Raw genomic sequence first — 26,502 nt, 5'->3', positions numbered from 1 at the left:
TCCCGACCGCTACATTCAAAAATATATTTATTACGCTGGCTAAAGCATGCGACTATCTTTTCAGTCAATTCGGGATAATGCATTTCTCACTTCATTCTGGAATCCCTGTTTATCAAGGACAAAGGCACCGATTAGTCTTCCATTTACGATACAATCGCCGTAACCCAAATTTCTTTTTTTCGCTTCCTCAGGCTCTTTTGAAATATCAATGTAGTAAATCGGTATTTTATCATCAACCTCTTTTATATATCTTTCCATTCTCTTTAAGAAAAATGGATATGCCGCAGGACATTTGTTTGGTCCGCAGAAGATCAAAACCTTGCCTTTATCTTCTGCCTGCGGATTATATTTAGGTGATTCTTTCTCAGCCGGTTGATATACAAAATCTTTCTTTAATGGATAATATAACAGACCTTGACTTTCGCCAACCCGCTTAAAGCCATATTTTGTGAAGAACTCTTTTGCTGATAACTGCCCTTCTGAATGGCCGGGGAATGGACTCACAATAAGTGCCTGAGCAGGTTTATCATTAAACCATTCTTGTGGTTTTTTCATATCTTCTATCAAACTCAAAAGCAAATTTTTACCTACACCTTTCCGCCAGTATTTTTTATCGTGTACATAAATGCAATCAATCCAAACAACACTCTCGTCTGGCACAGGTCTATATTGTATCATTCCTGCAGGAACTCCATCAACATAGCCAACTTTTGCTATTGAACTCCATTTCTGTAGCATCTCAAATGTCCAGATTCTTTTTTCTTCAATACCCCTTTGCCAGTCCGGGTCATCTCTCTTATCCTGAGGAACACAGACCAGACAGAGGTCAAGAATGTTTTCTAAACTAACATCTTTGATAATAATCTCAGGCATAAATCCCCCCATTTAATTTCTAATGATGCTTGGTATTAATAAAGAGTTGACTTTTAATAAAATTGTAGTGGCAGACCTTGGTCTGTAAAAGCTGTATGTAGTGGCAGAGTTTACTCTGCAAATGTCGAGCAAGGTCGACCACTACATTTTTCAGATACAAAAATTCCATCTATAACCTCATCAGGCATTTTTCAAAGTCAACCACAAAATATTTTTTGCCTCTCTTTTCTACCTTATGCCCTTCTTTTTCCAGAAGTTCCTTTTGTCTCTCTGCCCCACCCGGAAATTTTTCATTCAGCACTCCACCAACTTTAAGTGTGCGCCAGTAAGGCGTGATATTCTTCTCTCCTTTCATTCTCGCTTCTTCTGCCGCATTTGCTGCGGTCATAATACTGATTCCTGCTATCAGGGAACAACAATATTTAGTTTTGTGTTTTTCAGCAAGTTCTTCACAAATTTCTTTAATGGTAATCACTTTACCTTTGGGAACTATTTTCATAATTTCATCCACTTCAATATGTGGGGCAAGAACAACCGAATCCCCGGGTTTTGCGCCCCATTTTGCCAATGCCTTGCCACAGGGCATTTGGGAAGTAAATGAAATAACCTTTGGAAAATTTTTGCGATCCTCTAACTTTTCCTTCCACGATTTGCGTTTATATGCCATAATTCACCTTCCTATTTTGGAAATTATTCTGAGTCTTTAAATACTTTCTGCCATTCCAGAGGAGAATTTGGAATTTCAAATAACTCGTTCAATAAACAAAGTATTTCGTAATTTGTCCTGTTTTGGTATGGTAGACAAGGCATTTCGTTTATCTCAACTCTAACTTGATTGCCAGAATTCTCTATTTTTAACTAATTTCGTCATTTAGCATCTCCTGTCTTCTCTATTTATTATTATCTGCTCTACCGAGTTTCGTATACCCATAAGTCCTTGTGGATTAATATAGTTTGTTGTATTAAACACAGACTATCTATTAATGGCGATAAGCCATTAAACTCTCATTTTTCATTAATAGATTTATTCATCGTTACGCTCAATGAATTAACGTAGTTTGTTGTTCAAATAGTGGACTATAATATTATATATCATTTCTAAGCTATCAGTCCTTATGTCATTTAATTCACAATTTCCAAATGGTGGCATTCTTGAAATTACGGAATTATTTCTATCGATTCCATCAAATAATTTCCATGGTGGTGTTTGTGCGGCCATTTTTGTAATCACTAAAAAATCAATGTCATTAATAATACTTAAAAGACCTGCTTTTCCTTTAGCCATAGCATAATGTAAATGATCACCCGGGGGAGTTAGATGTATCCTATAGTTATACTTGAGCTCCTTAACACAAGCTTCAATATTTTTTAAGAGAGTAGGATCCATATTAACTGTTTCAAAAGGCGGTTTAGGGATAAACGACGATGCGCCTATGTGTACAACACTACCTGAACCACATAATTCTAGAACAATTAAAGGTAAATCAGTGCCATTACGAGCAATATAAGCCTCCATGCCCTTACTTTGATTTTCCTCTAAATCTGTTAAGAGTGCTAAATACTTGTCGCTTGGATGCTCTCTGATGAGTTCTAAAATAATAGCAACCGAAGATAAATTATCGTTTGGATCATTACCATCATAATGTGCTGAAAAAATAATTTTATTTTTGTTGGATTTGTTAATAACTATATTAGCGCCATCTGGTTGAAAATTTTGTACTTCGTATTGAATTCCCAAGTTCCTAAGATATTCTGTTATCCAATTCTTTCTGGCATCTTTAGTATTCCTTATTACTAGTTCTCTTAATATTTGAAGTATTGTATTCCCATTCATTTTAACACCTCCTTATGATTTTGCCTAACGGCTCAAGCGTAAAAGTAGAATTTGCGCAGCAAAAATTTGTGTGCGTGCCGCTTGCTTGTGCGTTGCGCGCGGAACAGGTAATGCACGAACCCTGATTTTCATCAGGGCAGGCTCTTTTATGCTGTGTTAAGCGATGCGGTGACTGATAATTACAATATTTCTCCATAATCCACCTCAATTCCATCATCAATCTTTCTATAATAGATGATTTTGACATCTATGTGTTCTGGTAATGCTGCTTTCGCCTCATAGGTATGGGGTTTTATAGATATTGGAATGTTTCCGATATAGCCATCTATTCCTTTTGACTCTTCATCAGGTTCAGCGAGACGGTAATTTGTTCCTTTTAACTCAGCACCTTTCTTAAGTATCGCTTCCTGAAATCTTAGCCCGGCAAAAGTTTTTAAAATCACTAAATCCCTTACCCATTTCTCAACGGTTGCCCTGTCTATCTTATCCATTGCATTTCTTAATTCTTTCAATTTCTGTAATATTTTTTCTGTAGCGCTTTTTATTGCTTCAGGTTTTTTCTTTAAATACCACTTTTCCCATTCTTTCAATGTTTTCCCTTCAAACTCCTGTATAAGTTCACTCATCTGACCAACCACTCTCGGCCGTGTTCCTTGTGCATATTGATTTGCTAAATTGATAAGTGGCGCTACATATTTTGGAAATTCAGGCGTTTCAATATCCAGATATCTCCTGATTTCATCAATAGTGATTTTTATCTTCATATTAAGATTCTTTGATTAGTATGTCTCTTAGGTTTAAAAACTTTGATTTATACTTATAATTAAGCGCATTATCTACATCAGCCAATCCATTCTTAATCAGATGTGCATTTAAAAAAGTTTTATTCTGTAAATAAAGATAACAAAGTAAGTTGTTCTGCTCATCATATTTTATTTCATCAAATCTAATGAATACCTTCTGTCCCTTTGTTTTCTCTTTCAAAAATTTAACAGCCTCTCCATTTTTATCCGGTTTTTCTTTAATCCCGAGTAATCTGATTTTTAACCCATTATTTAAAATTAAAATCTCTGGAGAAAGTATTTCTTTCACTGTGTAATATTTTTCACGCTCGTAATTGGAATTATCAATTTTTGAACCGAATCTTAACTTTTTAGGGTCAACCTTTTTATCAAACTTAATAGGGTCTTTAAAGATATATGGTAATTTTTTGATCGCTTCTTTGAAATCTGTTTTTATTTCTTTTTGCTTTATTATTTCAAAAGTTGCGTCCTCAAACATTGTTTTTTGATTTATGCCAAGTTTCTCTTTTATAATGGGTAAAAAATCTTCGTTTATTTCATATCCGATAGAATTCCTATTCAGTTTTCTTGCTGCTAAAGATGTCGTACCGCTTCCAAGAAAAGGGTCAAGTATAGTATCTCCGACAAAACTGAACATTTTGATAAGACGTCTTGGTAATTCCTCCGGAAACATTGCAAGATGTTTATCCTGCTTTTCTCCAGGAAAATTCCAGTGTCCGGTAAAATATTGATTCCATTCTTCATCGGTCAATTTTGACTTTTCTTTTATTTCTTTACTTACCTTTGGAGGACTACCGTATTTCTTAAAAATCAAAATAAATTCATAGTCTAATTTAAGAATCCCATTCCTTGGGTAAGGATAAGAACCCATTACTGTTGCTCCGCCAGTTGTATGACAGGTAGTAACCTTCTGCCAGATAATTGCGCCCATATAATCAAATCCTGCGCTCTCACAAAATTTGATGATTTCTGTCCTGATCGGAATAACCTTATATCTTCCATAATAAACCGAACGGGCAAACTGGTCTCCAATGTTAATACACAAACGGCAACCTTTATGAAGAACTCTGCGGCATTCACTCCAGACAAGGTTAAGGTTATTTATATATTCTTCATAAGTATCATTAAATCCTATTTGCTTTCCATTACCGTAATCCTTTAACTGCCAGTAAGGAGGTGATGTGATAATAAGATGGACGGATTCATCGGGAACTTCTTTCATCCATCTTGCATCGCCAATGATTATCTTATGCCAGGTCCCCATATAGTTAGTTCTTTTTTATCAAATTATGTTTTATTATACTTAATATTAATTTTTTGTCAATGATGATAAGAGGTTTTAAACGTATGCCGTTTACCGTGGAGCGTTGGAATCCAAAACCTCACCCTCACCTTTATCCTCTCCCTTTAAGGGAGAGGAAATGGAGTTGGGAATTTTTCTTCCTTCCGTATGATTTTTGATATTTATCCACTTTCTTTCAAGGCCGTATGAGCATTTTTTAATTCGTTAATTATTCCTATTTTCTGCGGGCAGCGTTCTTCACATTGTCCGCATTCAGTACATTTATCTGCCTTTCTTTCATCTTTGATGAAATTTTTGTACATCCATTTTGATTCATCAAAAGCATTATACATATAGGCATCGTTATATATCTCAAAGATAAATAAAATCGGAATTTTCTGCGGACAATCTGAACAATAGTTACAACCTGTACAATTGATTTTCGTGCGCGATTTGAAAAATTTTTTTGCCTGTTCATACAATTTCAACTCATCTTCGGTGAGTGTATCTCTGTGCTCTACTGATGCAAATTCAATGTTCTGTTTGACCTGTTCAATCGTGCTCATTCCACTTAACACACAGGAGACCTCAGGCCGATTGTATAAATATCTAAATGCAAATTCTGCAGGTGTCTGTTTGAATTTTGAGTTGGCAATGATATTTAATACTTCTTCAGGCACATTCCGCGCAAGTTTACCACCACGCAGAGGTTCCATAATAATTACACCAAGGCCCTTGCTATACGCATATTCAAGACCCTTTATTCCTGCTTGAATATCATTATCAACATAATTGATATGTAGCAAACAGAATGACCAGGGATAGGCATTAATAATTTCTTTAAATAGCGGCAATTCATCGTGGAATGAGAAACCAGCGAACCTTATTTTGCCTTTTTTCAATGTATCATCAAGAAATTTCAATATATCAAATTTCTGAACGGTCTGCCAGGAGTCTTTACTTAAGCCGTGCAAGAGATACATATCTATTGTCTCGGTCTTTAGTTTCGTGAGTTGCTCATTAAGATACTTTTCAGAATCACCTTTTTCTTTCACAAGATAGACAGGCAATTTGGTCGCAAGGTAGATTTTCTTGCGATATTCTGGCTTCAAAACTTCACCCAAGAATACCTCACTCTCACCTGAATGATAACCGTAGGCGGTATCAAGATAATTTATGCCATTATCAATCGCATAATACAAAATTTTTGCTGCTTCGGGTTTGTTGATTGATTTAAAGTCATTTTCATCAAGAAGTGGGAATCTCATACAACCAAAACCGAGTTGTGAGATTTTTACACCTGTTTTACCAAAATCACGATATATCATTTCATCAATTCAACACTGCAATCCACCCATTTAAGATGGATGCAAAACTGACCCAGAGAATGTACGGTATCAACAGGTAGCCGGCTACATATGAAACCTTGAAGAAATAAATTATCGTAAGCAGAATAGCAATCCAAAGTATGATAATCTCAATAAATGCATATAATGGAGAACGCAATCCGAAAAAGAGAAAAGACCAGACGACATTAAGAACCAGCTGTATTAAAAAAATGATAATAGCGGTCTTTACGGGTGTCAAAGAGAGTCCCTTATTCCAGACAAGATAAAATGCAATGCCCATAAGAATAAACAGCACAGTCCAGACCGGACCAAACAACCAGCTTGGCGGGCTTATCGGTGGCTTATTTATCGTTGCATACCAGGTGGAGACTGATTGTCTTGTCGCCAGCGAACCAATAAACCCAGCGCCAAGTGTCAAAATAAGTGAAGCAATGAATTTAAGTATATTTAAATTTTGGACAGAGATTTTAACTCCTCTAAGTTTAAATAACTAAATCTTTTGTGATGCAAATTAATTAATCTTTATTTCAATTATTAAATAAATAGATTTATTATTCCATTATTCCATAATACTGAAATTGTGAAACAAAAATCATATCAAATTTGACTTTGTGGGGTAGATCACGCCACCACACTATAATTAAAAATACAGGTTATCCATTTTACAATTGCACAATTGTCAAATGGTCAAATTTTAGGCGAAGATACTGGTTTACTCAACCATCTGGTGATTGCTTCAGTTAAAATCTGAATGCGTTTTTTAATCAGAATATAATACCAGAAACACGAGACTAAAAGAAAGAATAGAATTATCAGTGTTATGCTTGTTTGTGGAAAGCGGTAAAACAACAGAATACTAATAAAAGCGAGAAATGCAGGAATCGCAAGATTCAGACAAAATGTAATCTTAATCTTCTGGGGATTGACCATCTCTATTGCGCCGTGAATTGGGCATACGGTGTATCTTGAAACCGAATAGTCAAACTGCACTTCCCTGAAATAAATCTCCCTTGGACTTATTGGGAAAAATTGGTATCTATTTTTTATGTACATTTTCAATGTATCATTTAAACTATTAACATCAGATAAATCTTTCTGAAAATTTGCTATTATCTTCTTAAAGGTATAAAGTCGGATAAGATTCTTAAAATAACCCGCATGTTTCAATCTTGGGAGAATCTCATCAAGAATTAAACAGATCCCTGTTATTATTAAACCAATGTAAATATAATTCATAAATCTCCTTTTAATTTTTACTTAGAATTACTATCTTCTCAAAATAGTTTTGCTTCTGAGTAGTTATCCTCAAGAAATAGATACCTTCGGGCACATCACAAAAATTTAATTGAATATTATAACTTCCTTGAGCAAAGAGTTTATTATTTAAAATCATTTTTTTCTCTCTACCCACCAAATCATAAAGGATAATTGCTAAATTTGTTTCTTCCCTTAGATTTAATGAAAGAGAAATTGTTCTCTTACAGGGATTAGGATGTAAAGAAAATTCAAAATTATTAGGACTCATATTTCTTTTGTCTTCAATCCCAGCACCAGGACCAAAATCAGCCACCTGGCAATTATCTATCCAAACCAGTCCTCTATTTCCTTCTCCCCAATCAATCCAGCAAGCACCAACATGAAATTCAGTTGGAGCCAATGTGTCATTGCCAATGGAAGTATCATATTCATACCAAACAAGATTATTATTTAGCCACCAGGCATAAAATGGATTTTGCCCGCTTAAATCAACAAGCATTGTAATGTGATGCCATTGTTCGCGCCTGATAAATTGTAAATTATCATATTGCCGATGACGCTGTCCATCGCGTCCCCGATATGCCATTCTAATCATAAACAGACTATCAGGTAATCCCTGATAAGGGTGTGTCTCAATATTTGCCCGCTCGCGGTAACCACTGGGATGGACAATATATGCTTCCATAAAATAAAGTCCGCCGACAGTTACATTTGATTGGGAAATCGGTCCATTACGCAGATAACAACTATACCACAATTTTCTACCCGAGGGCCAGGGAATGATTTTATTGGTGTATGCCCAGCCTCCCTGGGCACCATTGGTAAGTTGAAAACGTGCACTATGATTACCCGCATAATGGATAACAGTATCATCAATCGCACTTGCAGAACCTACTCCCCCATATACTGGCGTTTCATCCCAGTTTATGAAATTTCCCTGAGGGTCTTGCCCAGCCTCATAACCATCCTGAAAGATGATAGTGTCTGCAAGAGCGATTTTCCAAACGCTCAAAATCATTTTTTCTTGTTTCAACACAAAAATATATGGAAATATCGAACTTAAAAGACCTAATGTTACCAGGAACTTTAGTACTATATAAGAAATATTATTTTTATCATTCATCATTCCTACTTTTGGTAGTCTGTTTTTAAGCGAATTGAATAACTTTTCTATAATTCATATTATTGTCATCTGGTAATAATTATCAATAAATTTTTTGCTTTTTAAGTGATGTTTGAAATATATCGACAAATACTCTTGCGGAATCCATATAATAAAGTTACTATAAGAAAACTGATAGATAACAGATTTATTAAAGTCAATGTTTCCCTTTTAAGGAGTGCCACTGATATATACGGAATGGCTTCCAACCAGATTTTATTTAACAAAAACCCTACTAAAAGAACAAAGGCGATAACCGAAAATGCGTATAAAATCGTCAAAAATGAAAATACCCAGCTATTTTTATGCTCAATTTCTTTCATCACTTTTAACTTCATCAATACTTTGTCTTCTATAACACCGGGGTCATAATTCGTAGACAATGCTTTATCAATTTGACTCTCAATTGCTACTTTCTTTTGACATTCTTGGCACTTCAAAAGATGTTTTTCTATTTGCCCCCTCTCATTATCGGATAAAAGATCCAACCTATACTCAATTAATTTATTAATATCAGGACAGGAGTTCTTCTTCATAACCCTTTAATTTTTCTCTTAATCTAATTCTTGCACGACTTAAAGAAACCTTCACATTTTCGGGGCTTATTCCAACAACTTCAGCTATTTCTCTTATATCAAAATTTTGATAATAGAATAAAGTGAGAAGCAATCGGTCACGCGGATTTAACTTCTCAAGAGCATTCTGGATAATCACCTTTTTTCTAATCTCTGCTGTTTTATCTTCAACCCTGGTTAGGTCGATTGAGTCATAATTCTGCTGTGAATTTTCTTGAATTTTCCCTTTTTTTCTTAAATGGTCATAGGCAAGATTCCGGGCAATACTGCAAAGATAGGTTTTAAACTTTTCAGGATGTTTTAACTTATTTAAGTTCTGAAATGCCTTTATGAAGGTCTCCTGGCAGATATCCATACCCATATCATAATCACCTACAACACGATAGGCAAGAGTAAAAATTAGTTGTTTGTATTCAGTAATAAGTTCAGCCATTGCCTTCTCATCGCCATTTTTACTTCTAATTACAAGTTCAACAAGTCGGTGGTCCAAGAGCAGTTGTTATAAAAATTCTATATTCGGGATTGGATAAAATGGACTAAGATGTAAGAAAGACCCACTATACAGATCCATACACCAGCTCCTATGAGAATCCGATATGATTGAATATATCCAAATACAATACTACCAATGCCTACGCCCAATGCTATAATTCCATTTTTTAAATGCTGCCCGACTCTTTGACTTTTTTCTTCCTGATGTTGATAATTCCATTTTTTATCAGGAGTTTCACCAATTAGTTCTTTTATCTCCTGAACACTCTTGCCTGCTTCAATCGCCTTGGTTACTGATTCGTAATATTTTCTTTTTTCAAGCGAACCGGATATTATCGCAATAATCGCTATACAACATCCCATTATTATTGCGACTATTGGCACAAGGAAAGAAATCCAGTGTTGCATTGTAACCTCCTTTGTCTATAAGACGAAATTCAGGCGGTCAAGGTAACATTATTAATTAACCTTGGACAGGTAATTAGTTCAATCTTCAGAAACGTAGACTTTTATCTCATTTCCATTTTTCACCTTTCTAAATACTTTACAGTCTCCTTTTACTCTGCCAATTACATTCACATCACTATAAGCCCTTATCTCTTTATCGTTACTTACCGGTGTCTTGCCAAAAAATATGCATAGCGATGGCTCTTCAATCCAGATTGCTATTTCACCTTCTTTTACAACCTGCCGTGGGTTTTCGGGTTCAATTTTATCTATCGGAATTTTAAAATAGATTTCCTCACCCCAGAGATTTGCCTTCGCTTCAATGGGTAGAATCTTCAAAAATTTTTCTGCCGTCTTTGGGTTTTCTTCGGTTATCTCAACTCTAATTTTCCCGATGCTTTCACTTTCAATGATTATCTGTTTCATAATTCTACTCCTTCTCAATCATTTTCAAAATTATACATTTAGAGCATTCAGAAAATAGATTGATTTTATCTACAATTAGCCTCATATCACCAAGTTCAATTTTTTCGCCTTCCTGTAATTCTAAATCCTGACTGCTTCCTTCAACGCCCTTTTCTGCCACTGAAACCCATGCTTTTTTTACTTTTTCTCCCTTCTCTGCCCAAACTCTTGCGAAAGCGATTTTATATTTTCCTATTGATATAACTTCTCCTTCACCAATAATTATTTCCCGAAATGTAGTCACAACACCTCCTCAGATATATCAAATCCCTCTCCCCTTGTGGGAGAAAGCAAGAGTGAGGGGACAATTAATATATTCACCCTCACCTTAATCATCTTCCATTAAAAGGAAATGGCTTTGTAGATTTCTTTCCCTATAAGCAAGAGGAAGGCGCGAGGACTTCCATATCAATCTGCCCAGTGAAGTCCATCGACTTTGTCATAAAATGATTCTAAGCGTGCCCAACCAATAAGATTATTTGAAGTTCTTATTAAATACCAGTCCGAAAGATAATTACCACCAGAAAATGCACAAGTAAGGATTTGTATCCGGGTGCTGGGGATAAGAATCTCTACAATCTCAGTTTCTGATTTGGATTTATAAATCGAAAATGGTTCGCGGACAGTTCCTTCTTCATTTACTGCATAAATTTCCTGCGGAACCAATATAATCTTTCTCGATTCAGCATCAAGCACATACTTATCCCATTTTGTCCAGAATCCCATCCAATCACCAACGATGATAGTCCCATCGCCCTTAAAATCGGGCCAGCGTGTCAAATACCCCATTTCTTTTATCTCCTTACCATCATACCAGTAAACCAGATATTCATCATCGTCGCTTTCTCCGGGTGTATGGACTGCAATTTCTTTATATTTATCTGTTGTATCAATATCAACAACAATAAAACCATCAATTTCGGCACTCAATTTTCCGTCAATAGCTTTATTATTCACCTTCAAGGTAAACTTGCCCGTTTCTTTTGTATCAATAAGGATTATGTTATCTTTTTTACCATCACCATTGAGGTCGGTTTTGAAATTTTTGGCGAAATGAAAATCGGTACATAATGGTACTTGAGCAATCAGATTGGAAGCTAATAATATGAGACATAAAATCAGTGCATGAGTTTTCATAAATGCACCTCCTTTGAAGATAAAACTCTATTTTATTTATTTTTTCTAAACAAAAATGGTCCCCGGAAATCTTTAGATTTTAGCATCCTTCTTGGTCCATACCCCAAAATAAAGTGCCTTGTGCCGTCGAGGTTAACAAAATCAACATCTTTAAAGAACAAAAAGGTAAATGCACCAATCTCGGCAAGTCCCCAGAAAAATAGTTCCATTGTAACTCCTTTTTTAGGAAAAATTGGATTAAAATGTGTCCTTGAAAAAGTCCCTTTTAACATATCATAACCACTGTGAAAACTTAAGACGAATTTATCTTCATCCCCTTCTGCAAGTAAGTGTTGATAACCTCTCGTAAGAAAAATACCATATCTTCTATCTACTTCATCTATTATGAAAATGCCATCGTCTTCAAGACATTCACAGGCGCCTAAAAACACTTTAATTATCTCCCAGGGATTAAAGTGCGGTGTTGAGAGTCCATACATAAGGACTATATCAAACTTTTTTTTTCAATCTATAAATTTCTTTTGCATCAATTATTTTTGTAAAAATCTTTTTCCTGAGCACTTTTTCTCCCCATTTTTTAGCCTTTTTTAATGCTTCTTTTCTTAAATCTGTTATCACCAAAGCCACATCTAAACTTTTATCCATGAGCAATTTAGATAATGCAACGCCACCAAAACCTGCACCACCACATATTTCAAGAATTCTTATTTCTCTCTTTTTCAAAAAAATTCGTACCCATTGATGTTCAAGTAATTTTTGCATATTCTTTATTGTGGAATTAAAATATTCGCTTCCCTCTTTACGTTCTGGTTTATCTGGCCAGGGAAATATAGAGAAGAATTTCGATAATTTATTTTTCACCATTGTTAACCCCCTTTTGGCGAAAATTCCATAATTTCATTAGTCCATTATTTTATAATTATGAAATGATGGAATAAATTATTGGTCAATTTTAGGATTTAATAATTCGCAGACTTCAAAAATGAATTTTCAAAAAATTACTCGCCTTTTTGTATCTTCTGATCAAAGATATGCTGAAAGCGGAATTGGGGTGAGTGCCGTTAGACACGGACTTTTATGCTGTGTTAGGCGGTGATAATTAGATAATTTCAATAACTTCACTTGTTAATTGAATTAAATAATTCATTAGCCAAATTTCTATCAAGGTCTTTAAGAATTTTGTATTCATCCAGCGCGGAACCTTTATCTTCAATTATCAAATAAATAATACCAAGATTATAGTGTGCATCAGCAAAATCTGGTTTTATCCTTATCGCCTGCTTATAGGCTTCTATCGCCTCTGAATAACGACCAAGCTCTCCATAAACCACACCAAGACTATAGTTCGCTTCAGCATCATCAGGTTTTATCCTTATCGCCTGCCTAAAGGCCTCTATCGCCTCTGAATAACGACCGAGCTTTCCATAAGTCAAACCAAGATTATAGTGTGCATCAACATCATCCGGTTTTATCCTTATCGCCTGCTTAAAGGTCTCTATCGCCTCTGAATAACGACCAAGCTCTCCATAAATCACACCAAGATTATAGTGTACATCAGCATCATCAGGTCTTATCCTTATCGCCTGCTTATAGGCCTCTATTGATTCTGAATAATAACCAAGGTCTCCGTAAGTCAAACCAAGACTATAGTGAGCATCAGCATCATCAGGTCTTATCTTTATCACCTGCTTATAAGCCTCTATCGCCTCTGAGTAATAACCAAGCTCATTGCTGCAATATCCGATTTGAAAATAGGCGTCAGCATAAAGGGGATTTTTTTCTACAGCTTTTTTAAAATAGTGCAGGGCTTTTTTATAATCATCTATTGAAATAAAATAAATCCCTGTATAATAAAGCCCTTCTGCAGAAGAAATCCAATTTCTTGTTCTGCCTTCTCCCCATTGGGAGAATGTTTCTACCTTAGATGGTAAAAGTTTTGCCACCTTTTCAATTGGAATCGCAAAATTACAATTTTGTCCCTCAGTAAGTTGAAAAGTCGCCACTCCAATGATTTCACCATTTATATTTAACACCGGGCTACCACTTGAATTAGAAGATATAGGTGCGGTGATCTGAATAATTTTTCCAAATTTTGGTGTCTCCCGAACTGTAGATATGATTCCATCCGAAACCGTTCTCTCAAGTTCCAATGTGTTACCAATTACTATCACTTTCTCACCCACATCAGGAATAGAGTCACCTATTTTAAGAGTGTGAACAAACTTTTGAGGAATATCAACAGAAGCACGGATAAGGTCACTCTCTACATCCTCAGCAACAATCGTGACAATGGGATACCGTTTACCATCTATTGTTTTAATTTCCGCACTACTTGCGCCTAAAAGCACATGATATGCGGTAATAATATCACCGTTTTGACTTATAAAAAACCCAATTCCCTGTCCAATATTTTTTCCTTCAATGTCATATGTCAGTATAGATACAACAGATGGTTGAACATTCTTTATAATTGGGTTCAATCCATCCTGAGTCAGTAAAGAATAAATAAAAGGAAAACAGAAAAGAAAAAGTATTGAGACCAGCAAAATCCAGCGATACTCTTTCATAATTTTATCCTCGGCATAATAAGATCTAAATCTTTACGACACATTGTAATTAATTATACTAATTATAAATTTTTTGTGATTGCAATAACAACTCGTGAAACATAGGTTGTAAATCGCAAGACAATTGATAAAGGCAAGTAAGGGAAAATATGGATAAAAATGCACTTTGCAGAGCAAGCTCTGCCACTACATCTCATAAATAAAATTCAAAATTTTGAAATCTATACATTGCGCGACATTGCAAATTTTATAATTTTATTATTTCATTATTTTACAATTGTGGAATGGTGGAATGGTTGGATAAATTGTTATGTATCATTCAATTTTTTTTAGACTGCGTTTTTATATAATCTTGCAAAGTTTTGCCACCGGGCAGGAATTTGATAAAGTGGCTTAAAATTCCGTAAATAAGCAAAAGCATTCCGATGATAAAAATTGGAAAACCAATGAGAAAAGGAATTAACAAAAATCCCAGAATCATCAAAATTAAGCCACCAAGAGTTACAAGATTAATGGGAAGTAAAAGGTCAAGAATAAACTTCATAATTCTTTCACGGGGTTCAATGCACCTTTGCGTTTTACTAATTTATCACCGATTGCACAACTATCATACATCTCTTTGGTGACTGCGATATTTTTAGTCACTCCATCATCAGTCTTCACGGCCAGTGTATAAAAATGGGAAAACTTTCGCTTTCCCATAATTAAACTTCCCTTTCTTTCTTTTTCTTTTGTAGCATAGATTTTATCAACCACGACCCCATGCCATTCGCTGGCTCTGGTTTTTTTGAGTCCTATTAGAATTATAATAACAAAGATGCCTACAATTGGTACTAAAAAACCTAAAAATATAATTATCGGTAAGAGCGCAAAAAAGCTATTTCCCATATTACCTCCTCGGATATATCAAATCTCTCCCCCTTGTGGGAGAGGGCAAGGGTGAGGGGACAATTAATATATTCACCCTCACCTTTATCCTCTCCCTTCAAGGGAGAGGATAATCTTATTAAATTTCATAGCATTCTTATGTACCATAAATGACATATTCCATTCCCTTGATTTAATCAGGAGGTTATTAAGCCTTACCCCATTAAAATTATTTTTTTTGCTTTAACATAAAATTCTTACGAATTAACTCCAAAGACCGGACGACCGCAGTTTGAAACCGTTCCTACATAATATAAGGAATTTTATTCTTCGCCTTTGGTCTTGGTTTTGATTGGTTCAACAAGTAAAACATAAGCAGGTTTTTCACTACGGGAGCGATGCCTGGTCCCGCGCTTAACTAAAAAACCTTCGCCTTCTTTTAACTCTATAGACTCATTCTCCATATCAATGAAGATTTTACCCTTTAATACATAAAAGAATTCATCTTCATTCATATGGGTATGCCATTTGTAGGCACCATCTATTTTGGCAATCCTCAGGGCTGTTTCATTAACATATACTACATCCTGAGGCTGCCAGGCTTCTTTGAGTTTCTTATCAATGTCTTTGAAGGTTATTTTGTTCATTAGACCTCCAGTTTAATATTGCAGTATCGTTCCAATAAAATTGGAACTCGCAGTATCGTTCCTTCAGATTGGAACTCGGTGTGAAAATATCTAATTCCCCTAAGCATAACGCTTCCGTTTAGTGCTATCTTTCTTTAAAGTTTTATCAAATGCGATAAGCTTAAAATATTCTTTTTCTAAAATAGGTGCTACAAAATTGTAGTCATCTATCGTGAGATAATTTTAATTCAATCCGATTTTTAGAACAGCATCCACTTCCTGGAGTGAAGTTATTGATCGATTTATAAATAAACTAAAATCCTTATCTGTCTTCCTACCGCTACCTTCAGCAATATCTAACGCGATAGAAACTACTGCCCTTTTCCCCTGCGAGACTAAATCATATTTTTCATCCTCGGGAAATTTTTTTTAAAAAACCGTAAACCGCCTTTATCAATTCTATTGCTAATCACCAGATTTCTAAATCTTCGTATTTAAACTTCATTGTTCAACGAATGAAACAATATTGCAAACGAAGTAATACTGCGTTTCCTGCAAGCGTAGCGATTCTGCGTTTATTGTTTACATCCTGAACACACCAAATTTATGCTCAGGTATCGGTGCATTCAGCGACATGGCAATACCAAGTCCAAGAACGGTGCGGGTATCAACCGGATCAATAATTCCATCATCCCAAATCCTTGCAGTTGAATAATAAGCACTTGATTCGTATTCGTATTTTGCCAAAATTGGCTTACGAATTTCTGCTATTTCCTTGGGAGTCAATTTCCTACCTTCTTTCTCCAGTGCTTTTACCTTAATATCAGTAAGAACATCGGCAGCTTGTTCTCCACCCATTACACAAATCCTTGCTGTGGGCCACATGAATAACAATCTTGGATCATAGGCCCGACCGCACATTCCGTAATTCCCTGCACCGTAAGATCCGCCGATAATTACCGTAAATTTAGGCACCTGGGCATTTGCCACTGCGTGAACAAGTTTCGCCCCATCCTTTGCTATTCCCTGATGTTCGTATCTCTTCCCCACAATAAACCCAGTGATATTTTGTAAAAATATTAAGGGGATTTTCCGCACACAACAGAGTTCAATAAAATGCGCACCTTTCTGTGAAGATTCAGAAAATAAAACGCCGTTATTTGCTAATATGCCCACAGGATAACCCATGATCCGAGCAAAACCACAAACCAGGGTTTGCCCATAAAGTTCTTTGAATTCATGAAATTCGCTGTTATCAACGATTCGCGCAATCACCTCACGCATGTCGAATGGTTTGCGCAAATCCTTGGGAATTATTCCATATAATTCCTTCGGGTCATAGGCCGGTTCTTTTGGTTCTACCCGCTCCAACGGATATTTTGGTTGCCGACCAAGATTTTCTACGATATTACGGGTAATTTCTATTGCCTGTTCGTCATTTATTGCATAATGGTCGCTCACGCCCGAAATACGACAATGGACATCGGCTCCCCCGAGTTCCTCTTCGGTAACCACTTCCCCCGTTGCAGCTTTCACCAAAGGGGGACCACCAATATAAATCGTTCCGGTACCTTTTACATGAACTACTTCATCACTCATCGCAGGTTGATATGCTCCACCCGCAGTACAAAAACCCATTACCACTGAAATCTGAGGAATATTCATTGCAGACATTATCGCCTGATTGTAGAATATTCTCCCAAAATGAAATCGGTCAGGGAACGTCCCTACCTGTAGTGGGAGAAAGATGCCCCCGGAGTCAACAAGATAGATACACGGTAGTCGATTCTCGATCGCAATTTCCTGGGCCCGAATATGTTTTTTTATCGTCTCGGGAACATAAGTGCCTCCCTTAACTGTTGCATCATGGGCAATCACCATTACTTCTCTACCATGCACCACGCCGATACCGGTAATGATTGCAGCAGATGGATGTTCATTATCATACATATCCCATGCCGCAAGTGGACTTAGTTCTAAAAAAGGGGTATTCGGATCCAGAAGCAATTTGATGCGATCACGAACAAACAATTTACCACGTTCTTTATGTTTTTTATGCATGTATTCTGGTCCACCCTTTCGCACGAGTTCCAATCTTTCTTTAAGGATCTTTACAGCCTGTTCCATTGCTTCATAGTTTTCTTTGAATTCCGAACTGTTCGGGTTTATTTTCGATTCTATTTTATACATTAATGCACCTCTCGGTTAATTATCTGTAATTATACAGTTTCACGAGGCAAGCCATCAACAAAAATCGCAGGATAACTTCATCTTCGTTCCGACTTAATTATAGGCTGAAACTTTGTTCGACAATTGATTTACTACGAAATCAATGAATGGAAGGTGACTCTAACTGTGTAGGATATAATTTATGTAAGAACTGCCTTATAGCCATAACATATTATACCGGCTTCACCTTCTTCCTGAACTTTCCTGAAGACCATCTTTACTGATTTACCTATACCCATATCTTCTGGTTTACAATCCACAACTTGAGCCATGACTCGCACACCGTTGTTGAGTTCAATTATTGCAATGTTGTATGGCACCTGAGTATTAAACTGTTCTGGTGCTACTCGAATGGTTGTATAAGTCACTATTTTTCCTTCTTCTGGCAACTTTATTTTTTCAAACTCCCTGGATTTACAATTGGAACAAATCAGTCTCGGTGGAAAGAATATTTTCCCGCAATTTTTACACTTTGCGGCTTCAAGCCGATATCTTTGCGGGATCTCTCTTGTATATCTTGGCGAAGGCATAATGACTCCTTTCAGACTAAATGCCAAGCACCCAACACGAAATACTGATTAAAAAATTGGGGCTTGGGATGTAGATATTGAAACATATTTAGCATATTCACCTGGAAATAGCGAATCTTTTACTTTTCTGCATCCTGCAATCCCTATCATTTATCACAATCATCTGCTATTCTACTTCGAAGATGTGTACCACAGATGAAGCACCTGAACCACCCATATTCTGGGTTAAAGCGATTTTTGCATTCTTTAATTGTCGTCTGCCAGCATTACCGCGGAGTTGTTCCACCACTTCTACAGCTTGGGCAACACCTGTTGCACCTACGGGATGGCCTTTAGCTTTCAAACCGCCGGATGGATTGATAGGAATTCTACCTTCAAGTCCTGTTTCTCCTTTTTCAATAAGTTGATATGCCTTACCCCGGTCACAGAATCCCAGTTCTTCCATGATGCACAACTCAGCGATTGTAAAACAATCGTGAACTTCTGCAAAATTTATATCTTGGGGCTTTAAACCCGCCATCTTATATGCACGCTCTCCAGCTATTCTAACAGCATCAAGACTTAAAATATCTTTTCGCTGGTGTAAGGCAATGGTATCGGTCGCTGCACCCGAGCCAATAATCTTAATTATTGGTTTTCCAAGCTTTTTTGCAATATCCGCTGTTGTGACAATCACACAGGCCGCGCCATCAGACACCGGTGAGCTATCCATCACTGTTATCGGGTCTGCCACCATTGTTGCATTTAAAACATCATCTATTGTAATTTCACTCTGAAATTGAGCATTGGGATTTAGGGAACCGTTTTTGTGGTTTTTCACTGCCACCATTGCCAGATGTCTGCGCGTGGCACCGTATCGTTGGAAATATAAATTGGCAATCATTGCATAAAGCCCGGGAAAGGTAATACCGTGATAACATTCATATTCCTGGTCTGCAGCAGTAGATAACGCATAGGTTACATCCGCACCATCGGTCATCTTCTCTACCCCACCTGCCAGCACAATATCGTTCATTCCTGATGCGACGTCAATGAAAGCCTGCCGTAAAGCAAATCCCCCTGATGCACAGGCAGATTCAACCCGCAGCGAAGGTATCGGTGCAGTCCCAAGATAATCAGCCATTAAAGCTCCGATATGTTCCTGACCAACAAATAATCCTGGGGTCATTGAACCCACATACATTGCATCAATATGGTCTACTCCGGCATCATCAATCGCCTTTAATGCGGCTTCCACAAAAATATCCCTTAAAGATCTTGTCCATAGCTCACCAAACTTTGTCATACCTGTACCAATAACCACCACTTCTCTCATTTTGCCTCCTTATTGAGCCATGATTATTTTATGTCTATGTTTAGCATATTCGCCGTAAGTTAGATAAATTCTATTATTCTCAAGCATCTCTCTTACCTTTTCGGCTTTGTCACGAACTTCATTTATTCTTTCTGTGACTTTAAAAACAAATGCATCACTACCGGCGCCAGAGCCAAATGAAACAAGCAATATCAAATCACCGGGCTGTGCGATATCAAGAATTGCCGAAAAACCGGTGGGTGAAGAACCGGAATATGTATTGCCCATTAAGGGCACAATCCAGCCGGGTTCAATCTGCTCCTTGGTAAATCCTAGTCGCTTCCCAATGGTCATCGGAAATTTGCCATTGGGCATATGAAATACAGCATATTTAAAATCGGATGGTTTATAACCGGTTTTTTCCAGAATACCCTTGCCCGCATTAAAGATATGTTTAAAGTAGGCCGGGTCGCCCGTAAATCTACCTCCATGCCGTGGGTAAAACTGGTATTCCCGACGCCAGAAATCAGGTGTGTCCGTTGCCCAGGAATAAGTATCAAGAACTTCCACCACAATCTTATCTTTGCCAAAAATGAATGCTGAACCACCAGCCGATGCGGAGAATTCTAAAGCATCAGACGGGGCACCTTGCGAAGTATCCGCACCAATTGCCATCGCATATTCCATCAAGCCCGCCTTCACCAGTCCATAACAAACAAACATCGCTTCAGTCCCGGCCTTACAGGCAAACTCAAAACTGGCTATATGAACCTCAGGTGTGATGCCCAACACCTCAGCAACTACGGTAGCAGATGGTTTTACTGCGTAAGGATGTGATTCCGAACCCACGTACACTGCACCGATTTTCTTCGGGTCAATCTCTGCCCTTTTTAGGGCATTCTTTGCCGCCGCAACCGAAATTGTTATGGTATCTTCATCCATACCAGGAACTGTTTTTTCTCTCAGTGCTAATCCTTTTTTTATCGTCTCCGGGTCTCTACCCCATTGTTTTGCAATTTCCTCCACCTTTATTCGGTAACGGGGTAGATAAGACCCATAACCAATAATGCCAATTTTTTCAGCCATTTACACCCCCTTTTAATATTTATCGATATGCAATAAAATCTTTACCTAATAATTCTCTGGTGATGATCATCTTCATTATTTCTAAACCCTATCCTGTCCCCTAATAACCCCGAACACTTTTAAGGATTAATTCCAAAGGCACAACCGCAGACAACAAGCAAAATCATCGCCCGAGCAAAATCAAAACCTTCCATTAAAATATAGAATCTTCTGTTTTTCATCACCGATCAAATTTTCTTCCGCAAGTTCGACATTATCCATAGTAAAGCCACCAGAAGAAATACCTTTTCTCCCCCATTCTTTTAATATTGTCGTAGTAATCCCTTTCGTTTCTTTTATCGGGATATAAAATAAACTCATCCCACAGGTTTTTTTCACTTCAGGGTTTGTTTTAGCAAGAGTAATATATCCACTGCCGTCAGGCAAATGAGAAGTGACCATCTCTATTCCGCCGATAAATGTCTTCTCGCTAATATCACATATTTATTTCCTAACTTTCGGGCAACAGCCCGTATATTAGCGAGGTCTGACCCTGCATCCGGTTTAGTTGCGGCAATACCAAGAAATATCTTATCTAAAGTGACTTTGGATACAATACTATTTTTAATCTTTTCAGTACCATATTTCTCCAGAATATATCCCCAGGCACATTCTACAAGAAAAAAAGTAAAAATTGCACAGCTTATATCCCATCGCGCAAGTTCCTGGGCAACAATTCCGCAGAACACAGGGTCAGCATTTGAGCCGCCATAATCCTGAGTGAAGTTCATCACTAAAATTCCGAGTTCTGCCATTTTCTTGATTATATAAGAAGGTATTTTTTGATTATCATCTATTATACGGACCAATGGTACCAGCTCTTTTTTCGCAAATTCCCGTATTGATTGCTGTATCAATTTTTGTTCAGAACTAAATTCAAAACCAATCATATTAGTTCTTCTACCTGCCACTTATCATTTACCCATAATCCAATAACCTGAACATCGGAAAACCAGGTTTTTACCAGTTCAACAGCACCGGCAATTTGACTGCTTTGAGTTTCCCTATCAACAGGCTTCCAGCACAGTCATAATATCCAACCATCGCAATCAACCGAAAGCCGTGTTTGTTAACAGAGATATTAAGACACCTCTTTACAAAATTCAAAACTTCCTGTTCCATACTTTTAGCAATAACTTTGCATGCACCAGAAAGCGTAATGGTATCAACGAAATCAACCCCATAGTTTTGTTTTATAAATTCTTGAGCCAATCTGTAAACCCGACCATCCATACAATTAACGACTGTTGAAATCTATTCACCACCCGTCCCTTCGGCTTTACGCAAGCGGTCCATTATCGCCCTCCCCAGTCCAATTTCCGGCACGGGTTCGGCATAAATTATATCAATAGCTTCTTTTTCTAATCGATGGAGTGCCGAGAATAAATTACACGCTGCCTCCTGAAGGTCGCCGGCTGGCGAAAGGATTTGGACACACTTAAACGCATGACCTGGGGGGGCTTCACGAAAGGCGAGTAATCCTGCTTCTAATCCTTGCGGGATTGAATAATTTCCATTTTTTATTATTTTAAGCTTTACCTTTGGTGCATAATGTTTTAATAATTGACCTGGAGAGTGCGGTTTTTCTGCAACCGTTAAAATCTTCACCCTGCCGATAACTCCTTCAATCTGTTCTAAAGTGATTCCCCCAAGTCGCAATACCACTGGCTTATCATTGAATTCAATAACAGTAGATTCTACTCCGATTTCTGTTTTACCACCATCAATAATTAAATCAATCTTATCACCGAGTTGTTCTGCCACATGTTCAGCCGTCGTGGGACTCAAGCGTCCAAAAAGATTGGCACTAGGGGCAGCAATTGGAACACCCGCATAGGTTATCAGATCAAGGGCGATCTTATTTGCGGGCATTCGCACTGCCACCGTAGTCAAACCAGCCACCACAATATCCGGAATGCTCTTTTTTCTGGGCAAAACGATAGTGAGTGGCCCAGGCCAGAATTGCTTTGCCAAATTTAATGCCCGTTCATCCAACTTCGCCCATAAATCATAAATCGTTTCAAAACGACTGATATGAACAATAAGGGGGTCAAAGTAGGGTCGATTTTTAACTTCAAATATTTTTGCTACTGCCCGGGCATTAAAAGCGGATGCACCAAGTCCATACACTGTCTCCGTGGGAAAAGCCACGAGCCCGCCATTCTTTATTATTTCCGCTGCCTGCATCAGGATTTCGTTGGTCGGTTTCACTATTTTCGTCACAGCGCCAAATTTTTTATTTTTACCAGGATCTGTTGCAAAGGAGGCACATCAAACCAACGCCGGCCAGTTAAATCGTTAGTATATGCCTGGTAAATCTGACTTATCGTTTCAAAAAGTTCAGGGGGCAACTTCGGAGGTTGACTTTTCACCACCGACTTCCAGTTTACCCGGTCTTTTTTCTTCGCTTCTTCTACTTCTTTAAACCATTCGGTTTGCCGGTAAAATATCCGGGCTATTTCCTTGCTCACCGCTATACCGTCAAAAGTAAATCGACATTCATCAAGAGTCCCCACTGCATCTACCAGCATGAAATTTCGCTTTTCATCAAAACCAAGTTCGATCTTTCCATCTTCATTGAATAAACCGAGGCGCTGGGTCTCTTTTGTTATCAAATCATTGATGTAAGCAACTATGCGTTTCATCTCATTCAGTTCTTCATCGGAAAGCACGCATATTTCTTTTGCTTCTTCCCAAGTTAGATATCTATCGGTTATTTCAAGCTTAGTTGAAACATCATATATCGGCTTTTCCAGAATTTGTCCTGGTTCCGGAATTCGATCAAGACCAATATCTGAAGGTTTCAGAACCCCTTCTTTTAAACGTTTAAATACCGAAGAACCAGCCGGGAGGGCATTTCGATAAATAATCTCAAGGGGAATCAAAAAATTGCGGGTTTCTTTTTTATAAATTGAATAGTCATAATTATTGCCTTTTAGTTCCGGCTTTATAACTCTGAGTAATTTAATCTCCATTGTGTTGGATGGACTTTTCAATTCTTGCAAACGCTTTGCCCTCCCCTCTTCAACAACTCCGAGATAATGAGATTTTATACCTCCTTCTGCAAGTTTCTCAAAATAATATGCAGTAGCAATACATATCGCCTGACCTTTTTTTGATATATGGTCAGGCATCTCACCCCAGTCAAAAACTGAATATCTGTCTGAAAATACAAACCTCCCAATACCCGGTTCATTTTCGGTTGGTTTTTCTATAACCGTAAGGTCTTTTACACTACCCATTTTTATTTACCTCCTTATCTGCCTTTTCAATTTCCTCTCTTTTTGCCTCCTGATAATCTCTTATCTTTCTTTCTAATTTTTTGTCTGCAAGGGAAAGAATTTTAATTGCTGCTAAACCTGCCTCTTCTGGTTCAAGAATAAATAAAGGACAAACTCCCGAAGGCATTCTGATTGTAGAGAAAATGTCTGCTCCACTGAATTTGTCGCTGTAAGGCGGACAGGCAATGACTGGTTTTGTAGTATTGGCATCGACGAATCCGCTCAGGGCATTACTCCTACCTGCAACCGTGATAAAAACCACATCTTCATTCTCGTATTCTTTTATAATTTCAAGAATTTTGAGAGGAACTTTATGGGCGGAGGCAATTCGTAGCTTATAGTCAACACCAAATTTCTCCAGGACCCCGGCAATTTTTTTTGAATGCTCAAGGTCTCCTTTTGAACCCATGATAATTATAACTTTAGCCATCGACCTCCTTTTAAAGTTTTATATTATAATTAAAAATTTTATCAGGTCAAGAAAAACGGCATGAAAAAATTTGGAAAGGTGTTTAACTATATCCCTTTCTTCACCTTCATTTCAAATTTTTCTTCTGTTGCATTTCAATTGCTTTCTGGAACGCCTCAAGTACGATTTTTAAGTAAATGAACATTAGCCCCATCGTGATTTGATCCATTTCCGCTTCTTCAATTAACAAATCAACAACATAGAATAAAATAGCCTTTTGGGGATAATTATCCATGATTTGAGCAATATGGTCAACGAATTCTTTTTCGTCCATCTTTTTCAATGCTGCAAGAAGTTTTAAATTTTCCTCCTCAATTTCATCAAGAAGTATTGGAAGCACTAAAGGTAAAGGAGTATATCTGTTTGACATCATTAACCATATTCCGATTCCCAGATAGAAAAATAGATCTTTTTCAGGTTCGTTGAATTCATGTTCACCTATTTCAAAAAGATAAGCAAGAACATAAGGTTGTTCCTCACCCATCTTATTAATTAAGATTTTTATCTCTTCCGGTTCAAGGACTGACATTTCTTCAAAAGTTTTCCTCACAACCTCATCTGGTATAGATTGCATACAACCCCCTAATAACTTATCTTTATACCAAAATTTATCCACAGAAATATCATTCCTTGTTCTGGATAATCAATAATTGCATTATCAACAATGCCTTTCGCACTTCGGCTTTTCCACAAATATAGAAAACCGTCTATAACAGGAAATTCAATAAAAACTTTTTCAAAACATACGCTCTGCAAACGAAAACCTGCATCAAGTGTTATTCCATTCAGGTCATAAACTGCGTTATTCTGAATGATATTTCTATTATAACCCAAGCCCGTGCTAAATATTGGATTAAATTGAATAAACATAACTTTTTTTCGTCCAGGGTACCAATCAAAAAATATTCTGCCTGCAGTCAGACTACCGGTCAGACCAGACTTATCCCCCTTGATGAAATTATTGTTTGATAGATGTTCTGCTGACAGGTCAACATTTATGACCAAAACACGATAACCAAAATTCTGCAATTTTTTACACCAGAATTCCTGTCCAAAAAAGAAAGTAAAATTCTTCGGTCCCAAGTTTCTAAAATCATTCTGCAACAATTCCGAAATCTCAAAACCGAAATGAAACTTGGGCAGCAGTTGTACACTCTCTCTATTTTCTTGTGCGTAGATAAATACAACAGCCAAAAACAGAATTGTAGTTAAGATTTTTCTCATAGATTATACCAGAATTAACATAGCAATTATTTTTTGATGTCTTGAACTTTTTTCAATTTTCCTACACTTTTATAAATATTGTTAACGGTTTTTGCACGACTTTCGTAACGATCCCGGGCTTTGCGAAGCCGCCGCAGGCGATTTGGGCGAAGTGAAATGAAATCGGAAAGCCCGTGTTAGCTGAAGTGTCCGATTCATTTCCCTTCCTGTTCCTGTAAACCTGAGGACCGCTTGAGCTTCTCGATAAAATCTTCTCGCACTGGGTAGAAAATATCCAACATCACAAAAGGTTCGTCGCCTATGCAGGTGTCGCTATGCGGAACATTTGCAGGAATACAGTAGAAATCCCCTTTTTGGACTATTTGTTCTTCTTCTCCGATACGCAGTCTCGCTTTACCAGCGAAAACCATTCCAATTTGCTCGTGTGGATGAGAGTGTAGTGGCACAGTATGACCTGGCAACGTGGCGTTGAGCACCATCATCATCTTCTCACCATGCAATCCAGTAAGGATTGTCGTCTCTAAGCCAGCCATCCGGGTAAATTTAGGAGCGTATGCGAGACTGATAAAGTACGAGGCTTTCTCTTGTGTCATAACTCCCTCTCTTTCAATTTG

At 37.3% G+C, this 26,502-nt stretch carries 33 protein-coding genes; all 33 read right to left on the bottom strand.

The annotated features are described in order from the left end of the window. Positions 1 to 60: 60 nt before the first annotated feature. The gene (locus tag ABIL39_03470; GenBank protein MEO0165179.1) at positions 61 to 873 is read right to left on the bottom strand and encodes a GNAT family N-acetyltransferase; all 813 of its coding nucleotides are present in this window, start codon (positions 871 to 873) and stop codon (positions 61 to 63) included. A 169-nt stretch (positions 874 to 1,042) separates the two neighbouring features. Beyond that, positions 1,043 to 1,540, bottom strand: coding sequence for an MGMT family protein (locus ABIL39_03465; GenBank protein MEO0165178.1), 498 nt, complete (start codon positions 1,538 to 1,540; stop codon positions 1,043 to 1,045). A 381-nt stretch (positions 1,541 to 1,921) separates the two neighbouring features. Further along, on the bottom strand, positions 1,922 to 2,707 hold the full coding sequence (locus ABIL39_03460; GenBank protein ID MEO0165177.1) for a hypothetical protein: 786 nt from the start codon (positions 2,705 to 2,707) through the stop codon (positions 1,922 to 1,924). Between the two features lie 179 nt (positions 2,708 to 2,886). After that, a complete protein-coding gene (locus ABIL39_03455) occupies positions 2,887 to 3,471 on the bottom strand; it encodes an MjaI family restriction endonuclease (protein ID MEO0165176.1) in 585 nt (194 codons plus the stop codon). Position 3,472: 1 nt separating this feature from the next. Next, a complete protein-coding gene (locus ABIL39_03450; protein MEO0165175.1) occupies positions 3,473 to 4,774 on the bottom strand; it encodes a DNA methyltransferase in 1,302 nt (433 codons plus the stop codon). Between the two features lie 200 nt (positions 4,775 to 4,974). Continuing rightward, positions 4,975 to 6,120 carry an aldo/keto reductase gene (locus ABIL39_03445; GenBank protein ID MEO0165174.1) on the bottom strand — a complete coding sequence of 382 codons (1,146 nt, stop codon included), beginning with the start codon at positions 6,118 to 6,120 and terminating at the stop codon, positions 4,975 to 4,977. A gap of 4 nt (positions 6,121 to 6,124) precedes the next feature. Then, entirely contained in the window at positions 6,125 to 6,559 is a 435-nt protein-coding gene (locus tag ABIL39_03440; protein ID MEO0165173.1) for a TspO/MBR family protein, read from the bottom strand. A 269-nt stretch (positions 6,560 to 6,828) separates the two neighbouring features. Then, positions 6,829 to 7,377, bottom strand: a complete 549-nt coding sequence (locus ABIL39_03435) for a hypothetical protein (GenBank protein ID MEO0165172.1) — start codon at positions 7,375 to 7,377, stop codon at positions 6,829 to 6,831. Between the two features lie 10 nt (positions 7,378 to 7,387). Further along, on the bottom strand, positions 7,388 to 8,431 hold the full coding sequence (locus tag ABIL39_03430) for a T9SS type A sorting domain-containing protein (protein MEO0165171.1): 1,044 nt from the start codon (positions 8,429 to 8,431) through the stop codon (positions 7,388 to 7,390). 191 nt (positions 8,432 to 8,622) lie between these two features. Further along, a complete protein-coding gene (locus ABIL39_03425) occupies positions 8,623 to 9,096 on the bottom strand; it encodes a hypothetical protein (GenBank protein ID MEO0165170.1) in 474 nt (157 codons plus the stop codon). Then, positions 9,074 to 9,625, bottom strand: a complete 552-nt coding sequence (locus ABIL39_03420) for a sigma-70 family RNA polymerase sigma factor (protein ID MEO0165169.1) — start codon at positions 9,623 to 9,625, stop codon at positions 9,074 to 9,076. The genes ABIL39_03425 and ABIL39_03420 overlap by 23 nt, the downstream gene beginning before the upstream one ends. A 20-nt stretch (positions 9,626 to 9,645) precedes the next feature. Next, positions 9,646 to 10,035: a hypothetical protein gene (locus ABIL39_03415; GenBank protein MEO0165168.1), complete on the bottom strand. Its 390-nt coding sequence runs from the start codon at positions 10,033 to 10,035 to the stop codon at positions 9,646 to 9,648. A 78-nt stretch (positions 10,036 to 10,113) separates the two neighbouring features. Further along, positions 10,114 to 10,500: a cyclophilin-like fold protein gene (locus tag ABIL39_03410; GenBank protein MEO0165167.1), complete on the bottom strand. Its 387-nt coding sequence runs from the start codon at positions 10,498 to 10,500 to the stop codon at positions 10,114 to 10,116. A gap of 4 nt (positions 10,501 to 10,504) precedes the next feature. Next, entirely contained in the window at positions 10,505 to 10,783 is a 279-nt protein-coding gene (locus ABIL39_03405; protein MEO0165166.1) for a hypothetical protein, read from the bottom strand. 164 nt (positions 10,784 to 10,947) lie between these two features. Next, complete coding sequence (locus ABIL39_03400; GenBank protein ID MEO0165165.1) at positions 10,948 to 11,676, bottom strand: hypothetical protein; 729 nt, start codon at positions 11,674 to 11,676, stop codon at positions 10,948 to 10,950. A 32-nt stretch (positions 11,677 to 11,708) separates the two neighbouring features. Then, entirely contained in the window at positions 11,709 to 12,155 is a 447-nt protein-coding gene (locus ABIL39_03395; protein MEO0165164.1) for a hypothetical protein, read from the bottom strand. Positions 12,156 to 12,165: 10 nt separating this feature from the next. After that, a complete protein-coding gene (locus ABIL39_03390; GenBank protein MEO0165163.1) occupies positions 12,166 to 12,540 on the bottom strand; it encodes a hypothetical protein in 375 nt (124 codons plus the stop codon). A 254-nt stretch (positions 12,541 to 12,794) separates the two neighbouring features. Continuing rightward, a complete protein-coding gene (locus ABIL39_03385; GenBank protein MEO0165162.1) occupies positions 12,795 to 14,243 on the bottom strand; it encodes a tetratricopeptide repeat protein in 1,449 nt (482 codons plus the stop codon). Positions 14,244 to 14,783: 540 nt separating this feature from the next. After that, positions 14,784 to 15,131 (bottom strand): hypothetical protein, encoded by a 348-nt coding sequence (locus ABIL39_03380; GenBank protein ID MEO0165161.1) that lies wholly within the window; start codon positions 15,129 to 15,131, stop codon positions 14,784 to 14,786. A 302-nt stretch (positions 15,132 to 15,433) separates the two neighbouring features. Beyond that, a complete protein-coding gene (locus tag ABIL39_03375; GenBank protein ID MEO0165160.1) occupies positions 15,434 to 15,757 on the bottom strand; it encodes a cupin domain-containing protein in 324 nt (107 codons plus the stop codon). A 561-nt stretch (positions 15,758 to 16,318) separates the two neighbouring features. After that, entirely contained in the window at positions 16,319 to 17,926 is a 1,608-nt protein-coding gene (locus ABIL39_03370; GenBank protein ID MEO0165159.1) for a carboxyl transferase domain-containing protein, read from the bottom strand. A 179-nt stretch (positions 17,927 to 18,105) separates the two neighbouring features. Continuing rightward, positions 18,106 to 18,495 (bottom strand): Zn-ribbon domain-containing OB-fold protein, encoded by a 390-nt coding sequence (locus ABIL39_03365; protein MEO0165158.1) that lies wholly within the window; start codon positions 18,493 to 18,495, stop codon positions 18,106 to 18,108. A gap of 166 nt (positions 18,496 to 18,661) precedes the next feature. Continuing rightward, on the bottom strand, positions 18,662 to 19,810 hold the full coding sequence (locus tag ABIL39_03360) for a thiolase domain-containing protein (protein MEO0165157.1): 1,149 nt from the start codon (positions 19,808 to 19,810) through the stop codon (positions 18,662 to 18,664). A gap of 9 nt (positions 19,811 to 19,819) precedes the next feature. Beyond that, positions 19,820 to 20,875, bottom strand: a complete 1,056-nt coding sequence (locus ABIL39_03355; GenBank protein MEO0165156.1) for a hydroxymethylglutaryl-CoA synthase — start codon at positions 20,873 to 20,875, stop codon at positions 19,820 to 19,822. 180 nt (positions 20,876 to 21,055) lie between these two features. Then, the gene (locus tag ABIL39_03350; GenBank protein ID MEO0165155.1) at positions 21,056 to 21,316 is read right to left on the bottom strand and encodes an acyl-CoA dehydrogenase family protein; all 261 of its coding nucleotides are present in this window, start codon (positions 21,314 to 21,316) and stop codon (positions 21,056 to 21,058) included. A 2-nt stretch (positions 21,317 to 21,318) separates the two neighbouring features. Next, entirely contained in the window at positions 21,319 to 21,804 is a 486-nt protein-coding gene (locus ABIL39_03345; GenBank protein MEO0165154.1) for an acyl-CoA dehydrogenase family protein, read from the bottom strand. Between the two features lie 70 nt (positions 21,805 to 21,874). Beyond that, positions 21,875 to 22,147 (bottom strand): carbonic anhydrase, encoded by a 273-nt coding sequence (locus ABIL39_03340; protein ID MEO0165153.1) that lies wholly within the window; start codon positions 22,145 to 22,147, stop codon positions 21,875 to 21,877. A 21-nt stretch (positions 22,148 to 22,168) separates the two neighbouring features. Continuing rightward, entirely contained in the window at positions 22,169 to 23,137 is a 969-nt protein-coding gene (locus ABIL39_03335; GenBank protein MEO0165152.1) for an L-threonylcarbamoyladenylate synthase, read from the bottom strand. Beyond that, on the bottom strand, positions 23,134 to 24,156 hold the full coding sequence (gene purC / locus ABIL39_03330) for a phosphoribosylaminoimidazolesuccinocarboxamide synthase (GenBank protein ID MEO0165151.1): 1,023 nt from the start codon (positions 24,154 to 24,156) through the stop codon (positions 23,134 to 23,136). Before purC ends, ABIL39_03335 begins: the two co-directional genes overlap by 4 nt. Then, positions 24,149 to 24,625 carry a 5-(carboxyamino)imidazole ribonucleotide mutase gene (gene purE / locus ABIL39_03325; protein MEO0165150.1) on the bottom strand — a complete coding sequence of 159 codons (477 nt, stop codon included), beginning with the start codon at positions 24,623 to 24,625 and terminating at the stop codon, positions 24,149 to 24,151. The genes purC and purE overlap by 8 nt, the downstream gene beginning before the upstream one ends. Before the next feature lie 106 nt (positions 24,626 to 24,731). Continuing rightward, positions 24,732 to 25,238 carry a hypothetical protein gene (locus tag ABIL39_03320; GenBank protein MEO0165149.1) on the bottom strand — a complete coding sequence of 169 codons (507 nt, stop codon included), beginning with the start codon at positions 25,236 to 25,238 and terminating at the stop codon, positions 24,732 to 24,734. An 8-nt stretch (positions 25,239 to 25,246) separates the two neighbouring features. Next, positions 25,247 to 25,888: a hypothetical protein gene (locus tag ABIL39_03315; protein ID MEO0165148.1), complete on the bottom strand. Its 642-nt coding sequence runs from the start codon at positions 25,886 to 25,888 to the stop codon at positions 25,247 to 25,249. 194 nt (positions 25,889 to 26,082) lie between these two features. Beyond that, positions 26,083 to 26,481, bottom strand: a complete 399-nt coding sequence (locus ABIL39_03310; GenBank protein MEO0165147.1) for a cupin domain-containing protein — start codon at positions 26,479 to 26,481, stop codon at positions 26,083 to 26,085. Between the last annotated feature and the right edge of the window lie 21 nt (positions 26,482 to 26,502).

It is taken from the genome of candidate division WOR-3 bacterium (assembly GCA_039802205.1).
In the GTDB taxonomy this organism is placed as follows: Bacteria; Hydrothermota; Tepidihabitantia; order SM23-42; family JAOAFX01; genus JAOAFX01.
The sequence above is the reverse complement of the archived record's forward strand: the minus strand, read 5'-3'. Positions and strand labels throughout refer to the sequence as shown.

Bases quoted from the DNA above. Each gene is read 5' to 3' on its own strand.
- ABIL39_03470 (MEO0165179.1), bottom strand. From the start codon at position 873: ATGCCTGAGATTATTATCAAAGATGTTAGTTTAGAAAACATTCTTGAC.
- ABIL39_03465 (MEO0165178.1), bottom strand. From the start codon at position 1,540: ATGGCATATAAACGCAAATCGTGGAAGGAAAAGTTAGAGGATCGCAAA.
- ABIL39_03460 (MEO0165177.1), bottom strand. From the start codon at position 2,707: ATGAATGGGAATACAATACTTCAAATATTAAGAGAACTAGTAATAAGG.
- ABIL39_03455 (MEO0165176.1), bottom strand. From the start codon at position 3,471: ATGAAGATAAAAATCACTATTGATGAAATCAGGAGATATCTGGATATT.
- ABIL39_03450 (MEO0165175.1), bottom strand. From the start codon at position 4,774: ATGGGGACCTGGCATAAGATAATCATTGGCGATGCAAGATGGATGAAA.
- ABIL39_03445 (MEO0165174.1), bottom strand. From the start codon at position 6,120: ATGATATATCGTGATTTTGGTAAAACAGGTGTAAAAATCTCACAACTC.
- ABIL39_03435 (MEO0165172.1), bottom strand. From the start codon at position 7,377: ATGAATTATATTTACATTGGTTTAATAATAACAGGGATCTGTTTAATT.
- ABIL39_03425 (MEO0165170.1), bottom strand. From the start codon at position 9,096: ATGAAGAAGAACTCCTGTCCTGATATTAATAAATTAATTGAGTATAGG.
- ABIL39_03415 (MEO0165168.1), bottom strand. From the start codon at position 10,035: ATGCAACACTGGATTTCTTTCCTTGTGCCAATAGTCGCAATAATAATG.
- ABIL39_03410 (MEO0165167.1), bottom strand. From the start codon at position 10,500: ATGAAACAGATAATCATTGAAAGTGAAAGCATCGGGAAAATTAGAGTT.
- ABIL39_03400 (MEO0165165.1), bottom strand. From the start codon at position 11,676: ATGAAAACTCATGCACTGATTTTATGTCTCATATTATTAGCTTCCAAT.
- ABIL39_03395 (MEO0165164.1), bottom strand. From the start codon at position 12,155: ATGTATGGACTCTCAACACCGCACTTTAATCCCTGGGAGATAATTAAA.
- ABIL39_03390 (MEO0165163.1), bottom strand. From the start codon at position 12,540: ATGGTGAAAAATAAATTATCGAAATTCTTCTCTATATTTCCCTGGCCA.
- ABIL39_03385 (MEO0165162.1), bottom strand. From the start codon at position 14,243: ATGAAAGAGTATCGCTGGATTTTGCTGGTCTCAATACTTTTTCTTTTC.
- ABIL39_03380 (MEO0165161.1), bottom strand. From the start codon at position 15,131: ATGGGAAATAGCTTTTTTGCGCTCTTACCGATAATTATATTTTTAGGT.
- ABIL39_03375 (MEO0165160.1), bottom strand. From the start codon at position 15,757: ATGAACAAAATAACCTTCAAAGACATTGATAAGAAACTCAAAGAAGCC.
- ABIL39_03370 (MEO0165159.1), bottom strand. From the start codon at position 17,926: ATGTATAAAATAGAATCGAAAATAAACCCGAACAGTTCGGAATTCAAA.
- ABIL39_03365 (MEO0165158.1), bottom strand. From the start codon at position 18,495: ATGCCTTCGCCAAGATATACAAGAGAGATCCCGCAAAGATATCGGCTT.
- ABIL39_03360 (MEO0165157.1), bottom strand. From the start codon at position 19,810: ATGAGAGAAGTGGTGGTTATTGGTACAGGTATGACAAAGTTTGGTGAG.
- ABIL39_03355 (MEO0165156.1), bottom strand. From the start codon at position 20,875: ATGGCTGAAAAAATTGGCATTATTGGTTATGGGTCTTATCTACCCCGT.
- ABIL39_03350 (MEO0165155.1), bottom strand. From the start codon at position 21,316: ATGGTCACTTCTCATTTGCCTGACGGCAGTGGATATATTACTCTTGCT.
- ABIL39_03345 (MEO0165154.1), bottom strand. From the start codon at position 21,804: ATGATTGGTTTTGAATTTAGTTCTGAACAAAAATTGATACAGCAATCA.
- ABIL39_03340 (MEO0165153.1), bottom strand. From the start codon at position 22,147: ATGGATGGTCGGGTTTACAGATTGGCTCAAGAATTTATAAAACAAAAC.
- purC (MEO0165151.1), bottom strand. From the start codon at position 24,156: ATGGGTAGTGTAAAAGACCTTACGGTTATAGAAAAACCAACCGAAAAT.
- purE (MEO0165150.1), bottom strand. From the start codon at position 24,625: ATGGCTAAAGTTATAATTATCATGGGTTCAAAAGGAGACCTTGAGCAT.
- ABIL39_03320 (MEO0165149.1), bottom strand. From the start codon at position 25,238: ATGCAATCTATACCAGATGAGGTTGTGAGGAAAACTTTTGAAGAAATG.
- ABIL39_03315 (MEO0165148.1), bottom strand. From the start codon at position 25,888: ATGAGAAAAATCTTAACTACAATTCTGTTTTTGGCTGTTGTATTTATC.
- ABIL39_03310 (MEO0165147.1), bottom strand. From the start codon at position 26,481: ATGACACAAGAGAAAGCCTCGTACTTTATCAGTCTCGCATACGCTCCT.